Consider the following 13,815-nt stretch of genomic DNA (forward strand, 5'->3'; position numbering starts at 1 on the left):
TTTGCAGGGATCAGCCCCCCGTCACCACCATTTCGCGGGCTTCGCGGCGAATCCAACCGCCTTTTCCAGCACATAGGCGTGGTTCAGCAGATCGCCCTCTTGCCACGGCCGGCCGATCAGCTGCAGCCCCAGCGGCAGGCCCCTGGCATCCATCCCCGCAGGAACCGCGATGCCGGGCAGTCCGGCCAGGTTCACCGTCACGGTGAACACATCGTTCAGATACATCGCCACCGGATCGGCATTGGCCATTTCCCCCAGGCCAAAGGCCGAAGACGGGGTCGCGGGCGTCAGGATCGCGTCGATCCCTGCGGCAAAAGCCTGATCGAAGTCGCGCTTGATCAGGGCGCGCACCTTGCGGGCGCGATTATAGTAAGCATCGTAGAAGCCCGCCGACAGCACATAGGTGCCGATCATCACCCGGCGCTGGACCTCTTTGCCAAACCCCTCGGCGCGGGTCTTTTCATACATCTCGGTGATGCCGTCGCCCTTGCCCAGCCGCGCGCGGTGGCCATAGCGCACCCCGTCATAGCGCGCGAGGTTCGAGGACGCCTCGGCCGGGGCCACGACGTAATAGGCCGGCAGCGCGTATTTGGTATGCGGAAGCGAGATGTCGACGATCTCGGCACCCGCATCCTTCAGCATCGCCGCCCCGTCGGACCACAGCTTCTCGATCTCGGCGGGCATGCCGTCCATGCGGTATTCGCGCGGGATGCCGATCTTCCTGCCGCGGATATCGCCGCTCAGCGCGGCCTCAAAATCCGGCACGGGGATGTCGGCGCTGGTGGAATCCTTCGGATCGTGGCTGCACATCGCCCCCAGCATGATCGCCGCATCGCGCACCGTCTTGGTCATCGGACCCGCCTGATCGAGGCTGGAGGCAAAGGCCACCACACCCCAGCGGCTGACGCGGCCATAGGTCGGCTTGATCCCGACGATGCCGGTAAAGGCCGCCGGCTGCCGGATCGAGCCGCCGGTGTCGGTACCGGTCGCGGCCAGACACAGATCCGCCGCCACCGCCGCGGCCGAGCCGCCCGAAGACCCGCCCGGCGTCAGCGCCGTCGGGTCATTGCCGCGCCGCCAGGGGTTGACCACATTGCCATAGCACGCGGTCTCGTTCGACGAGCCCATGGCGAATTCGTCCATCGACAGCTTGCCCAGCATCACCGCCCCCGCATCCCACAGGTTCTGCGTCACGGTGGATTCGTATTCCGGCCGGAACCCTTCCAGAATGCGCGATGCCGCCTGCGACGGCACGCCCTTCGTGCAGAACAGATCCTTGATCCCAAGCGGGATGCCGCACATCGCCGGCGCATCGCCCGCCCTGATCCGCGCATCGGCCGCCTGCGCCTGTTCGCGCGCGATCTCGGGCGTGTGGTGCACGAAAGCATTCAGCGCGCCCGCCCCCTCGATCGCCTTCAGGCAGGTCTCGGTGATCTCGGCCGAGGTCACATCGCCCTTGCGCAGCGCATCGCGGGCATCGGCAATCGTCAGTTCGTTCAGGCTCATTCCACCACCTTCGGCACGGCAAAGAAACCCTCGCGGGCATCGGGCGCATTGGACAGGATCTTATCGGGATACCCGCCATCGGTCACCACATCTGCGCGCCGCTTCAGCCGCATCGGCGTGACCGAGGTCATCGGCTCGACCCCGTCGACATTCACTTCGTTCAGCTGCTCCATGAAGGTCAGGATGCCGGACAATTCGCCGGCCAGCGCCGGCAGATCTTCTTCGGCCACGGCAATGCGCGCCAGATGCGCCACCTTGCGGGCGGTGTCGATGTCGATGGACATGGGGCTCTCCGCTGTTCTCGGGGCCGGGTTTAGCGCCCAAGGGGCAGGCTTTCAAGCGCGCCGCGCCTGCAAGCCACCGCCCGCCCCTTCCCTTTCCCCCCATCGGCGCTACTGTTGGCGCAACAGCAACGGAGGACCCCATGAAACTGACCTGGCTTGGCCATTCCGGCTTCCGGCTGGAAATCGAGGACGCCGTGATCCTGATCGACCCCTGGATCACCGGCAACCCGGTCTTTCCCGCCGACCGCCGGGACGAGGCGACCGGGGGCGCGACCCACATCCTGGTGACCCACGGGCATGGCGATCACACCGGCGACGCGCTGGCCATCGCGAAACAGAAAAAGATCCCGGTGGCGGGCATCTATGACCTGATCAGCCACTGGCAGGGCACCGAGGGGATCGAGGGAATCGGTTTCAACAAGGGCGGCACGATCGATCTTGGCGGGGCGAAAGTGACGATGGTCAACGCCTGCCACTCTTCCTCGATGGGTTCGGCGGCGGGGCCGGTCTATGCCGGGGCAGAAGCTGGATACATGATCGCCGGCGAGGGCCACACGATCTATGTGTCGGGCGATACCGACATCATGGCCGACATGGACTGGATGGGCGAATACCATACCCCCGACATCGGCATCCTGTGCGCAGGCGGCCATTTCACGATGGACATGAAACGCGCGGCCTTTGCGGCGCGGAAATATTTCGACTTCAAGACCGTGATTCCCTGCCACTACCGCACCTTCCCGCTGCTGGAACAATCGGCCGAGGCACTGAAGGCCGGGTTGCCCGGGGTGCAGGTGATCGAACCGCAGGCACTGGACCCGATCCGGTTCTGAACCCTTCGGCTTTGTCGAAATATCCTGCGGGGGTCCGGGGGTGCAAAACCCCCGGCCTTGCCGTTTGCGCCTGCGGGGGGGGGGGGGGGGGGGGGGGGGGGGGGGGGGGGGGGGGGGGGGGGGCGGGGGGGGCGGGGGGGGGGGGGGGGGGGGGGGGGGGGGGGGGGGGGGGGGGGGGGGGGGGGGGGGGGGGGGGGGGGGGGGGGGGGGGGGGGGGGGGGGGGGGGGTGGCTCCCCCCCCCCCGCCCCCGCCCGCGCCCCTGCTCCCCCCCCTCTGGTTTTCCTCAAATCGCGGGGGGGGGGGGGGGGGCCCCCCCCCCCCCCCCCTTGCCGTTTGCGCCTGCGCCGGGGGCGCTGCCCCCGGACCCCCGGAGTATTTCGGCCAAGAAGAAGCTGCGATCAGCGCCTTTCGGCGAAAAAGCTTTTCAGAAGCCGCTCGGCTTCGGCCGCGCCGATGCCGTCATAGATCTCGGGCACATGGTGGCACTGGGGATGGGAAAAGATGCGCGGCCCCTGCGCCACGCCGCCGGATTTCGGATCCGACGCGCCATAATAGACGCGCGCGATACGGGCGTTGGACAGGGCAGCGGCGCACATCGGGCAGGGTTCGAGCGTGACGTAAAGGTCATGGCCCGGCAGCCGTTCCGACCCCGCAGCGGCACAGGCGGCGCGCAGGACGAGGATTTCGGCATGCGCGGTCGGGTCGCGCAACTCGCGTGTGCGGTTGCCGGCGCGGGCAACGATATGGCCTTCCGGGGCGACGACGACCGCGCCCACCGGCACCTCGCCGCGCAGACCGGCGGCGCGGGCCTGGGCCAGGGCTTCGTCCATGAAACTTGTGAACCTGCTCATGGCCCTTCATGGGCGCAGAATGGTCCCTTGCGCAAGGTGCTTCCCCTCTGCCACGCTTCGCTGTAGAGAGGCGGCTTGCAATTCCCCGAAGGATGATCCGATGGCCACCGAAGACAAAGCCCCCGCTACCGACCGCATCGCCAAGGTGATCGCGCGGTCCGGGGTGGCCTCGCGCCGCGATGCGGAAAAGATGATCCTTGCGGGGCGCGTTGCCGTAAATGGCAAGAAGATCGACAGCCCCGCGCTGGACGTGACGCCCGCCGACCGGGTCACGATCGATGGCAAGCCGATTGATGCGCCGCAGGAAACGCGGGTCTGGCTGTATTACAAGCCCCTTGGCCTGGTGACGACCGAGAAGGACGAGCAGGGCCGCCGGACGATCTTTGATGAAATGCCCGAGGGGATGCCGCGGGTTCTGAACGTCGGGCGGCTGGACCTGAATTCGGAAGGGTTGCTGCTGCTGACCAATGACGGCGGGCTGAAGCGACGGCTGGAGCTGCCGGAGACCGGCTGGCTGCGCAAATACCGCGTCCGGGTGAACGGGCGGCCGAATGACGCGACCTTCGATCCGCTGCGCCGGGGCATCACCATCGAGGGCGAGGAATTCCAGCCGATGGAAATCACGCTGGACCGCCAGCAGGGGGCCAACGCATGGCTGACCGTGGGCATCCGCGAGGGCCGCAACCGCGAGGTGCGCCGCGCGATGGCCGAGGTGGGTCTGGTCGTGAACCGGCTGATCCGGGTCAGCTATGGCCCGTTCCGCCTGAATGAGATGAAGCCCGGCGATGTGGTCGAGGTAAAGCGCCGTGTGCTGCGTGATCAGCTGGGCAGTCTTCTGACCGGGGAAGAGACGGACAGCCGGCCCGCCCGCGACGCCGAAGGCGACCGCCCGCGGCGCGATGGCGACCGCAAGCCTTTTGCCAGGCGTGAGGATGGGGGTCGCAAGCCCTATGCCCGGCGTGAGGATGGCGACCGCAAGCCCTATGCCCGGCGTGAAGATGGCGACCGCAAGCCCTATGTCAAGCGTGAGGATGGCGACCGCAAGCCCTATGCCCGGCGTGAGGATGGCGACCGCAAGCCCTATGCCAGGCGTGAGGATGGCGATCGCAAGCCTTTTGCCAAGCGCGAGGATGGCGACCGCAAGCCCTATGCCAGGCGTGAGGATGGCGACCGCAAGCCTTTTGCCAGGCGTGAGGATGGCGATCGCAAGCCCTATGCCCGGCGTGAGGATGGGGATCGCAAGCCTTTTGCCCGGCGTGAGGATGGGGATCGCAAGCCCTATGCCCGGCGTGAAGATGGCGATCGCAAGCCTTTTGCCAAGCGCGAGGACGGCGAACGCAAGCCGCGCTGGGGTGCTGCTGGCGGCAAGGCGCGTTCGGAAGGCGATCAGCGTCCCGCTGACCGCGGTGATCGCACGCGCGGATCGGGGCCCGCGGGGGCCGGAAGATCGGCCGGCTACAAGTCGCATGGCGCCAAGCCCGAAGCCGGGGCGCGATCCGCGGGCCACAAGCCCGAAGGCGGCGCGCGTGGGGGCAAGCCGGGTGGCGGAAAGCCCGGCGCAGCGGGTGCGAAACAGGGCGGGTTCCGGCCCGCCACCGGGCCGCGGTCCGGCCCCAGGCCCGGCGGCCCGAAGGGGGGGCGCCCCAAGCCGGGCGGCACGCGCTGATCCCATAGGCCGATTCCCGCCACCCCCGCCAGGAACGGATGCCGTTTGCGGCAGATTGCAGCCGATGCCTCTGGCGGCGGGGCGGGATCGTGCCTATACAAAAGAACGTGCATATCCATAAGAAGTCGGGCATTTTCGGTCCGGCCAGAACGCCGGGGGGCACATGTCGCAAGCCACGGTCAGACGTGTCGCGTTTTATCTTCTTGTGGCGCTGACGCTTTCGGTCGCGCTGACCGGCAGCGTGTGAGGCGGGTCATGGCGCAGCGATTTGGCGGAAAATACAGTCCTGACAACGACCGCCCCCCCGGACGCGGGCAACCGCCGCTGGCGGGGCGCGAATATGACCCCGCCCTGACGCCCGTCCGGCCGCGCCACCCGCATGAAAACCGTCCCTTCTGGGTGACGCTGGCGGCCACGCCGTTTCTGCTGGGGGCCTTTGGCGACGGGCCGGTGGCGCTGGCGTTGAACCTTGCGGCCTTTGCGGGGATCGCCGCATCGTCCTGGCTGACGCGCGAGGGGCTGCGGGCCCAGGCCGAATATGACGCCCGCCGCGTTGCCCGCCGCCCGGCCATTCCGCGCAAGGCCTTTGGCGCGGCGCTGTATGCGATCGCCCTGGGGATTGGGGCCTGGCTGGCCTCGGGGCTGCCGGGCGCGGGCCTGATCGGGGTGGTGGGGGGCGTCGCCCATGCCTTCGCCTTCGGCCCCGACCCGCGCAAGGACAAGGGGATGGAGGGCATCGACCGGTTTCAGCAGGACCGCGTGGCCCGCATCATCGCCGAGGGCGAGAAATACCTGGACGGCATGCGTGAGGCCATTGCCCGCACCAGGGACCGGCGGCTGGCCGCGCGGGTGGACATGTTCGCCGCCACCGCCCGCAGCCTGTTCGACGCGGTCGAGCAGGACCCGGCGGACCTGACGGCCGCGCGCAAATACATGGGCGTCTATCTGATGGGTGCGCGCGATGCCACGATCCGCTTTGCCGACCTTTGGACGGCCACGCGCGATACCGGCGCGCGCGCCGATTACGAGGCGCTTCTGGCCGATCTGGAGGCCAATTTCACCGCCCGCACCCGCAGCCTGATCGAAAACGGGCGCGAGGGGCTGGATGTCGAGATCGAAGTGCTGCGCGAGCGTCTCGCGCGTGAAGGGGTGCGGCCCGATCAGCCCACACCCCGCGACAGTGGAGAGCCGAGATGACCGAGACCATTCGTCAGAAAGCCGCCGCGGAACTGGCCGAGATTGAAAAGGTGACCGCCGCGATCCTGCCCGAACCGGGCACCGAGATCGTGCCGCTGGCCACCGCCCCCGCCCCCCAAGCCGAGGAAATCCGCCGCCGCATGGCCGAAATCGACCTGGCCGACACCGGGTCCATCGTGAATTTCGGCGCGCGCGCCCAAGGCGAATTGCAACAGATCAGCCAGGCGATGCTGGCGGATGTGAAGAACAAGGACGTGGGCCCCGCCGGCGACAGCCTGCGCAAGATCGTGACCACGATCCGGGGGTTCTCGGTTTCCGAACTTGACGTGCGGCGCGAACGCAGCTGGTGGGAAAAGCTGCTGGGCCGCACCGCGCCCTTCGCCAATTTCCTGGCCCGGTTCGAGGCCGTTCAGGGCCAGATCGACAAAGTCACCGACGATCTTCTGGGGCATGAACACAAGCTGCTGAAAGACATCAAGTCGCTGGACCTGCTGTACGAAAAGACGCTTGATTTCTATGATGAACTTGCGCTGTACATCGCGGCTGGCGAGGAAAAGCTGGCCGAACTCGACGCCACCACGATCCCCGCGAAAGAGGCCGAAGTGGCAGCGGCCGCCGAAAACGACCAGGTGATGAAGGCGCAGGAATTGCGTGACCTGCGCGGGGCGCGTGACGATCTGGAACGGCGCGTCCATGACCTGAAACTGACACGCCAGGTCACCATGCAGTCGCTGCCCTCGATCCGGCTTGTGCAGGAAAACGACAAGTCTCTGGTGACCAAGATCAATTCGACCCTGGTCAACACCGTGCCGCTTTGGGAAACGCAGCTGGCACAGGCAGTGACGATCCAGCGCAGCTCCGAGGCCGCCAAGGCCGTGCGCGCGGCCAATGACCTGACAAACGAATTGCTGACCGCCAATGCCAGGAACCTGCGCGAGGCCAACAAGATCGTACGCGAGGAAATGGAACGCGGCGTTTTCGACATCGAGGCGGTCAAGACCGCCAATGCCGAACTGATCGCCACGATCGAGGACAGCCTGCGCATCGCGGACGAGGGCAAGCGCAAGCGCGCCGCCGCCGAGGAAGAGCTGAAGAAGATGGAGTCCGGGCTGCGCGACACGCTGGCCGCCGCCAGCGCGCGTGCCGACAAGACCGGCGTGACCATTGGCGGGTCCGTCTGACCATGCGCGCCACCCGGCCCGTTTTGCCGCGGCCGACCTTTCTGGCGCGGCCCGTCGCCGCCCTGACACGGGCGGGCGGGGTGGCGTTGCTTGTGGCGGCGCTGGCGGGCTGTGAAAGCGGGCCGCTGGCGCAGGGCGGCGCGCCCCACAGCGCGCCGCGCCCCCTGCCCGCGCCTGACACGGCAGGCCCGCCCGCGCCTTCGGCCGAATCCGAGGGAATGCGCGCCTATTACACCCAGATCACCGCCACGCTTGCCAGCCAGGGCCTGCTGCGCCAGGACATCGCCCCGCGCGATGCGCCCTTTGGCGCGCGCCAGTTGGTGAACAACTTCATCCGCATCGCGCTTTATGATGAATATGCCACACAGGGCGGCACGATCATTGCCCGCCAAAGCCCCAGCCGCCTGCGCCGCTGGGAGGTGCCGGTGCGCATGTCGGTGGAATATGGTGCCTCGATCCCGCTGGATCAGCGCCGCAAGGACAGCGCCGACATTTCGGCCTTTGCCGGGCGGCTGGGGCGGGCCACGGGGCATCCGGTTTCGGTCGTGCCGCAGGGCGGAAATTTCACGGTTCTTGTGCTCAATGAGGATGAACGCCGCGCCATCGGGCCGCGGCTGCGCGCGCTGGTGCCAGGCATCGACCCCGGGTCCGTTCGCGCCGTCACCGATCTGTCACCCGCCACCTTTTGCGTCGTGTTTGCGTTTTCCGAAGCCAGGTCCGCAGGTTACAGCCGCGCGGTGGCGGTTATCCGGGGCGAGCATCCCGACCTTTTGCGCCTGTCCTGCCTGCACGAGGAACTGGCCCAGGGCATGGGGCTGGCCAATGACAGCCCGCGCGCGCGTCCTTCAATCTTCAACGACGATGAGGAATTCGCGCTGCTGACCCGGCACGACGAACTGTTGCTGCGCATCCTGTACGACCCGCGCCTGCGCCCCGGCATGACCGAGGCCGAGGCGCGCCCGATCATCGAGACCATTGCCGCCGAACTTCTGGGCGGCGAAAGCTGAGGGAGGGCCCCATGGGCATTCTGGATTTCCTGACCGGCGAATTCATCGACGTCATCCATTGGACCGACGACACCCGCGACACCATGGTCTGGCGGTTCGAGCGCGAAGGCCACGCGATCAAATACGGTGCCAAGCTGACCGTGCGCGAAGGCCAGGCGGCAGTCTTTGTGCATGAAGGCCAGCTGGCCGATGTCTTCGGCCCCGGCCTTTACATGCTGGAAACCAACAACATGCCGGTGCTGACCACGCTGCAGCACTGGGACCACGGCTTCCGGTCCCCCTTCAAGTCGGAAATCTATTTCATCAACACCACCCGTTTCAACGATCTGAAATGGGGCACGAAAAACCCGATCATCGCGCGCGACCCCGAATTCGGCCCCGTGCGCCTGCGCGCCTTTGGCACCTATTCGATGCGCGTGTCGGACCCCGCCCGCTTCATGGCCGAGATCGTAGGCACCGACGGCGAATTCACCGCCGATGAAATCAGCTTTCAGATCCGCAACGTGATCGTGCAGGAATTTTCCCGCGTGATCGCCGGATCGGGCATCCCGGTGCTGGACATGGCCGCCAACACCGCCGATCTGGGCCAGCTTGTGACCAAGGCGATCGAGCCGACGATTGCCGCCTACGGCCTGTCGATCCCCGAATTCTACATTGAAAACATCAGCCTGCCCGAAGAGGTGGAAAAGGTCCTGGACAGACGCACCTCGATGGGGATCGTGGGCGATCTGCACCGTTACACCCAGTTCAGCGCGGCCGAGGCACTGGCACAGGGCGGGGCCGCAGGCGGCGCGATGGGGGCGGCCGTGGGCGCGGGCATCGGCATGGGAATGGGCGCAGGCATGGGTATGGGCATGGGCGCACAGATGGCGCAGCCCGGTCCCTGGGGTCAGGCCCCCGTTGCGGCCCCGCCGCCCCCGCCGCCGCCGGTGGTCGAAAAGGTCTGGCACCTGGCGCAACAGGGCCAGACCAAGGGCCCCTACGGGCGCGGCCATCTGGGCCGGATGGTAACCGAAGGCAGCTTTACCCGCGACACGCTGGTCTGGTCGCCCGGGCAGGATGGCTGGATCCGCGCCGAAGAGATCGCCGAACTGGCGCAGCTGTTCACCATTGCCCCGCCGCCGCCGCCCCCGCCGGTGGCCTGATCCGGGGGCGGGATGGCGCGCAAGAACACCAACCATTACCCCTGCGAGGCATGCGGGGCGGATCTGCGGTTTTCCCCCGGCCAGACGCGGCTGGTCTGTGATCATTGCGGGCATGTGCAGGACATTCCCCCCGCCACCGGGCGCGGCACCGCGATGCTGCACGAACTGGACCTTGAGGCGGCGCTGCGCGCCGAGCTTCCCGAACTGGAGATGGAGGATCACCGGACCGTCTCTTGTCCGAATTGTGCAGCCATTATTGAGCTTACGGGGGCGAACCATGCGGCGGAATGTCCGTATTGTGCAACCCCGGTCGTGGTCGATACCGGCACGCACCGGCTGATCAAGCCGCAGGGTGTGGTGCCGTTTGTCCTGACCGAGGCACAGGCGCGGGCCGCGGTGGGGCGCTGGCTGGGGCGGCTGTGGTTCGCGCCCTCGGGCGTGGCGAAATACGCCCGCCGCGGGCGCCGGATGACCGGCATCTATGCCCCTTTCTGGACCTTCGACGCGCAGACAAGATCGGCCTATGTCGGGCAGCGCGGCACCTATTATTATGAAACCAGGACTGTCACCGTTCGGGTGGACGGGCGCAATGAACGGCGCCAGGAAGAGGTCCGCCGCATCCGCTGGCAATCGGTTGCGGGACGCGTGGCACGGGCCTTTGACGATGTCCTGATCTATGCCGCGCGCTCGTTGCCGCCGCGCTATACCGACGCGCTGAAACCCTGGGATCTGTCCGCGCTGGCGGCCTACAGGCCGGACTATCTGGCGGGGTTCGAGGCCGAGGGCTATACCGTCGATCTGCGCGAAGGGCATTATCTGGCGCGGGCGGAAATGGCGCATGTCATCGCATCCGACGTCCGGCGCGACATCGGCGGGGACGAACAGCGCATCGACCGGATCGACACCGATTTTTCCGACGAGACCTTCAAGCACATCCTGCTGCCGGTCTGGACCGCAGCCTATCGCTATCGCGGGCGCAGCTATCGTTTCGTGGTGAACGGGCAGACCGGGCGGGTGCAGGGCGATCGCCCCTGGTCAGCCTGGAAGATCGCTTTTGCGGTGCTGCTGGCGCTGATCCTGGCGGGGGTCGTGGCCTATTTCAACCGCTAGGGACGTGGCGGCCGCGGCGGGGGGCTGTCTGCCCCCCGCACCCCCCGAGGATATTTGGGCAAATCCGAAGGGATACGCGCGATCCTGTTGCCCGATGTGGCCGGTTGCGCTAGCCCCGGGGCGCAAGTTCGCCGATTGGAGGATGCCAGATGAGAGCTTTGGTGCAACGTGTCACGCAAGCCCGGGTCGAGGTCGCGGGCCGGACCACCGGCGCGATCGAGCGCGGTTTGCTGATCCTGGTCTGCGCGATGACCGACGATACCATGACCGAGGCGGACAAACTGGCCGCGCGCATCGCAAAGCTGCGCATTTTTCGCGATGCTGAGGAAAAAATGAACCTGTCGCTGCGCGATATCGGCGGCCAGGCGCTGGTGGTCAGCCAGTTCACCCTGGCGGCCGATACCAGCCGCGGCAACCGCCCGGGTTTTTCCAGCGCCGCCCCACCCGCCGAGGGAGAACGGCTGTATCAGCATTTTTCCAACGCGCTGCGGCGCGAAGGCATCGCGGTAGAAAACGGCGAATTCGGCGCCGACATGGCGGTCAGCCTTGTCAATGACGGGCCTGTCACGATCTGGCTGGACACGGCGGATCGGGCCTGATCGCGGCCGCGGACGAAAAGGTCAATTGCCTTGACTTTTCCGCCCGGATCCCCCATCTGGCAGTCAACCGCCTTTGCTGCCGCGTGAGCAGCCGCGCCCGACCGGGCGCCCGAAGGCGGGGAAACTTCGGTTCCCAGATCACGCGGGGGTCCGGCAGGCAGCCTGCCTGCGCCCCGCCCATGCCCGCCGTTTCCGGCGGGTTCATCCGATCCTGCCCGGGCCTGTCCGGGCCATGAAAGATATTATTTTGGAAAACTTCGACAATCTGGGGCTTGCCCCGGCGCTTTTGCAGAACCTGGGCCAGATGGGCCTGGTGAAACCCACGCCGATTCAGGCGCAGGGCATCCCCCATATCGTCAAGGGCCGCGACCTGCTGGGCCTGGCACAGACCGGCACCGGCAAGACCGCCGCCTTCGGCCTGCCGATGCTGACGCGCATCCTGGCCTATGGCAAGCGCCCCGCGCCGAAAACCGTGCGCGCGCTGATCCTGGCCCCGACCCGAGAGCTTGCGACCCAGATCCATGACAATCTTGCGGCGTTTTCCGCGGGCGCGCCGGTGCGCATCCTGCGCGTCGTCGGCGGCGCCTCGATCAATGTCCAGGCTGACAAGCTGGCCAAGGGCGTCGATGTGCTGATCGCAACACCGGGCCGTCTGCTGGACCTGATCGAACGGCGCGCGGTGATCCTGTCGGAAACGAAATATCTGGTGTTGGATGAGGCGGACCAGATGCTGGACATCGGCTTCATCCATGCGCTGCGCAAGATCGCCCGCCTGATCCCCGCGGAACGCCAGACGCTTTTGTTCTCGGCCACGATGCCCAAGCTGATGGAGGAACTGGCCGCCAGCTACCTGACCGATCCGGTGCGCGTGCAGGTGGCCGCCCCCGGGAAGGCCGCCGAGAAGATCGATCAGGGGGTGCATTTCGTGACCCAGGGCGACAAGGCGGCGCTTCTGGCGGAATATCTGTCCAAACATCCAGGGGAACTGGCGGTGGTGTTCAACCGCACCAAGCATGGCTCGGACAAGTTGGCCAAGCTATTGGAAAAATGGGGTTTCTCAGTCGTGGCGATCCACGGCAACAAGAGCCAGGGCCAGCGCGAACGTGCGCTGGCCGCCTTCCGCGCGGGCGAGGTCGAGGTGCTGGTGGCGACAGATGTGGCCGCGCGGGGCCTGGATATTCCGATGGTCGCGCATGTCTACAACTATGACCTGCCGAATGTGCCCGAAAACTATGTCCACCGGATCGGGCGTACCGCACGCGCCGGACGCGACGGTCGCGCCGTGGCCTTCTGTGCGCCGCTGGAAATGGGCGATCTGCGCGCCATCGAAAAGGCGATGCAGGCGAAAATCCCCGTGATCGGCGGAGAGCCCCATGCCGAACCGGCGGGCGGGCAAAAGCCGGGGGCGCGCCAGGGCCAGCCCCGCGGCGGCAAACCCGGCGCCAAGCCGGCCCAGCACCGGACCGAGCGGCGCGCGGGTGCGCCCAATCCCGGTGGCCGTGGCCCCAAGCCTGCGATTGACGAAGGTGGAAACCGCCGCCCCGCCCGGCGCCCGTCGCGTAAACCCAAGCGCGAACAGGTGGCATGACACAAGGGCGCCTTCGGGCGCCCTTTTCCTTGTGCCCGGCCACACACCCTGGCCCGGCTGGAAAGGGTTTCGTAACCCGGGCGTGGTAGCACGGTCACGCGCCCCGGGTGTTGCGTACCAGTATGGCCATCGCGTGCCTGCCGAACGGGGCCGGCGGGATCGTCTTCGAAAATCGGATGCAAGCGCGGTGGCCCCGGTTTCCGGCGGCGGCCTTTGGGTCATCTTGCCGTGCCCTGCGGGGCGGGCTATGCCCGCGCCATGGCCAAGCTTTATTTCCACTATTCCACGATGAACGCCGGCAAAAGCACGATCCTGCTGCAGGCGGCCCACAACTATCAGGAACGGGGCATGGCGCCCTATCTGGTGACTGCGCGCCTGGACGACCGGGCCGGACAGGGCCGCATCGCCAGCCGCATCGGCATCGGTGCCGAAGCTGATACCTTTGCCCCTGGCACCGATCTGTTTACCCGGATCGCCGCCCGGCTGCAGGCCGGCCCCTGCGCCTGTGTGTTCATCGACGAGGCGCAGTTCCTGACACCGGCACAGGTCTGGCAACTGGCACGGGTGGTCGATGACCTGAACCTGCCGGTGATGTGCTACGGACTGCGGGTGGATTTCCGGGGCGAATTGTTCCCCGGATCGGCCGCGCTGCTGGCGCTGGCCGATGAAATGCGCGAGGTGCGCACGATCTGTCACTGCGGCAAGAAGGCGACGATGGTGGTGCGCAAGGCCGCCGATGGCAGCGTGGCACGCGATGGCGATCAGGTGCAGATCGGCGGCAATGAAACCTATGTCTCGCTTTGCCGGCGACACTGGCGCGAAGCGGTGGGCGATCGCTGACCGGAGG

General features: G+C 67.2%; 13 protein-coding genes. 10 read left to right on the forward strand and 3 right to left on the reverse strand.

From position 1 onward, the window contains the following. Nucleotides 1-21 precede the first annotated feature (21 nt). Nucleotides 22-1,506, reverse strand: coding sequence for an Asp-tRNA(Asn)/Glu-tRNA(Gln) amidotransferase subunit GatA (gene gatA / locus ACK8OU_RS07330; protein ID WP_410302716.1), 1,485 nt, complete (start codon nt 1,504-1,506; stop codon nt 22-24). Then, nucleotides 1,503-1,790, reverse strand: a complete 288-nt coding sequence (gene gatC, locus ACK8OU_RS07335; RefSeq protein ID WP_410302717.1) for an Asp-tRNA(Asn)/Glu-tRNA(Gln) amidotransferase subunit GatC — start codon at nt 1,788-1,790, stop codon at nt 1,503-1,505. Before gatC ends, gatA begins: the two co-directional genes overlap by 4 nt. A 140-nt stretch (nt 1,791-1,930) precedes the next feature. On the opposite strand from gatC, the gene ACK8OU_RS07340 reads away from it, so the two are divergent. After that, complete coding sequence (locus tag ACK8OU_RS07340; protein WP_410302718.1) at nt 1,931-2,623, forward strand: metal-dependent hydrolase; 693 nt, start codon at nt 1,931-1,933, stop codon at nt 2,621-2,623. 399 nt (nt 2,624-3,022) lie between these two features. On the opposite strand, the gene ACK8OU_RS07345 is transcribed toward ACK8OU_RS07340, so the two are convergent. Continuing rightward, on the reverse strand, nt 3,023-3,475 hold the full coding sequence (locus ACK8OU_RS07345; RefSeq protein ID WP_410302719.1) for a nucleoside deaminase: 453 nt from the start codon (nt 3,473-3,475) through the stop codon (nt 3,023-3,025). A 100-nt stretch (nt 3,476-3,575) separates the two neighbouring features. Here ACK8OU_RS07345 and ACK8OU_RS07350 point away from each other — a divergent pair, with 100 nt between their 5' ends. The 9 genes from ACK8OU_RS07350 (at nt 3,576) to ACK8OU_RS07390 (ending at nt 13,808) form a co-directional block, all read left to right on the forward strand. Continuing rightward, nucleotides 3,576-5,141: a pseudouridine synthase gene (locus tag ACK8OU_RS07350; RefSeq protein WP_410302720.1), complete on the forward strand. Its 1,566-nt coding sequence runs from the start codon at nt 3,576-3,578 to the stop codon at nt 5,139-5,141. Nucleotides 5,142-5,396: 255 nt separating this feature from the next. Beyond that, nucleotides 5,397-6,338: a 5-bromo-4-chloroindolyl phosphate hydrolysis family protein gene (locus ACK8OU_RS07355; protein WP_410302721.1), complete on the forward strand. Its 942-nt coding sequence runs from the start codon at nt 5,397-5,399 to the stop codon at nt 6,336-6,338. After that, nucleotides 6,335-7,519: a toxic anion resistance protein gene (locus tag ACK8OU_RS07360; protein ID WP_410302722.1), complete on the forward strand. Its 1,185-nt coding sequence runs from the start codon at nt 6,335-6,337 to the stop codon at nt 7,517-7,519. The genes ACK8OU_RS07355 and ACK8OU_RS07360 overlap by 4 nt, the downstream gene beginning before the upstream one ends. A gap of 2 nt (nt 7,520-7,521) precedes the next feature. Next, nucleotides 7,522-8,526 (forward strand): DUF2927 domain-containing protein, encoded by a 1,005-nt coding sequence (locus ACK8OU_RS07365; protein WP_410302723.1) that lies wholly within the window; start codon nt 7,522-7,524, stop codon nt 8,524-8,526. Between the two features lie 11 nt (nt 8,527-8,537). Further along, nucleotides 8,538-9,671 (forward strand): SPFH domain-containing protein, encoded by a 1,134-nt coding sequence (locus ACK8OU_RS07370; protein WP_410302724.1) that lies wholly within the window; start codon nt 8,538-8,540, stop codon nt 9,669-9,671. Nucleotides 9,672-9,683: 12 nt separating this feature from the next. Then, a complete protein-coding gene (locus ACK8OU_RS07375) occupies nt 9,684-10,781 on the forward strand; it encodes a TFIIB-type zinc ribbon-containing protein (RefSeq protein WP_410302725.1) in 1,098 nt (365 codons plus the stop codon). A 149-nt stretch (nt 10,782-10,930) separates the two neighbouring features. Next, nucleotides 10,931-11,380, forward strand: coding sequence for a D-aminoacyl-tRNA deacylase (gene dtd / locus ACK8OU_RS07380; protein ID WP_410302726.1), 450 nt, complete (start codon nt 10,931-10,933; stop codon nt 11,378-11,380). 232 nt (nt 11,381-11,612) lie between these two features. Next, on the forward strand, nt 11,613-12,968 hold the full coding sequence (locus ACK8OU_RS07385; RefSeq protein ID WP_410302727.1) for a DEAD/DEAH box helicase: 1,356 nt from the start codon (nt 11,613-11,615) through the stop codon (nt 12,966-12,968). A gap of 258 nt (nt 12,969-13,226) precedes the next feature. Beyond that, the gene (locus tag ACK8OU_RS07390; RefSeq protein ID WP_410302728.1) at nt 13,227-13,808 is read left to right on the forward strand and encodes a thymidine kinase; all 582 of its coding nucleotides are present in this window, start codon (nt 13,227-13,229) and stop codon (nt 13,806-13,808) included. Nucleotides 13,809-13,815 lie beyond the last annotated feature (7 nt).

The organism is Pontitalea aquivivens, assembly GCF_046507575.1.
Lineage (GTDB): Bacteria > Pseudomonadota > Alphaproteobacteria > Rhodobacterales > Rhodobacteraceae > Pontitalea > Pontitalea aquivivens.

Coding starts and splice junctions, on each gene's coding strand:
- gatA (WP_410302716.1), bottom strand. CDS start 1,506: ATGAGCCTGAACGAACTGACGATTGCCGATGCCCGCGATGCGCTGCGC.
- gatC (WP_410302717.1), bottom strand. CDS start 1,790: ATGTCCATCGACATCGACACCGCCCGCAAGGTGGCGCATCTGGCGCGC.
- ACK8OU_RS07340 (WP_410302718.1), top strand. CDS start 1,931: ATGAAACTGACCTGGCTTGGCCATTCCGGCTTCCGGCTGGAAATCGAG.
- ACK8OU_RS07345 (WP_410302719.1), bottom strand. CDS start 3,475: ATGAGCAGGTTCACAAGTTTCATGGACGAAGCCCTGGCCCAGGCCCGC.
- ACK8OU_RS07350 (WP_410302720.1), top strand. CDS start 3,576: ATGGCCACCGAAGACAAAGCCCCCGCTACCGACCGCATCGCCAAGGTG.
- ACK8OU_RS07355 (WP_410302721.1), top strand. CDS start 5,397: ATGGCGCAGCGATTTGGCGGAAAATACAGTCCTGACAACGACCGCCCC.
- ACK8OU_RS07360 (WP_410302722.1), top strand. CDS start 6,335: ATGACCGAGACCATTCGTCAGAAAGCCGCCGCGGAACTGGCCGAGATT.
- ACK8OU_RS07365 (WP_410302723.1), top strand. CDS start 7,522: ATGCGCGCCACCCGGCCCGTTTTGCCGCGGCCGACCTTTCTGGCGCGG.
- ACK8OU_RS07370 (WP_410302724.1), top strand. CDS start 8,538: ATGGGCATTCTGGATTTCCTGACCGGCGAATTCATCGACGTCATCCAT.
- ACK8OU_RS07375 (WP_410302725.1), top strand. CDS start 9,684: ATGGCGCGCAAGAACACCAACCATTACCCCTGCGAGGCATGCGGGGCG.
- dtd (WP_410302726.1), top strand. CDS start 10,931: ATGAGAGCTTTGGTGCAACGTGTCACGCAAGCCCGGGTCGAGGTCGCG.
- ACK8OU_RS07385 (WP_410302727.1), top strand. CDS start 11,613: ATGAAAGATATTATTTTGGAAAACTTCGACAATCTGGGGCTTGCCCCG.
- ACK8OU_RS07390 (WP_410302728.1), top strand. CDS start 13,227: ATGGCCAAGCTTTATTTCCACTATTCCACGATGAACGCCGGCAAAAGC.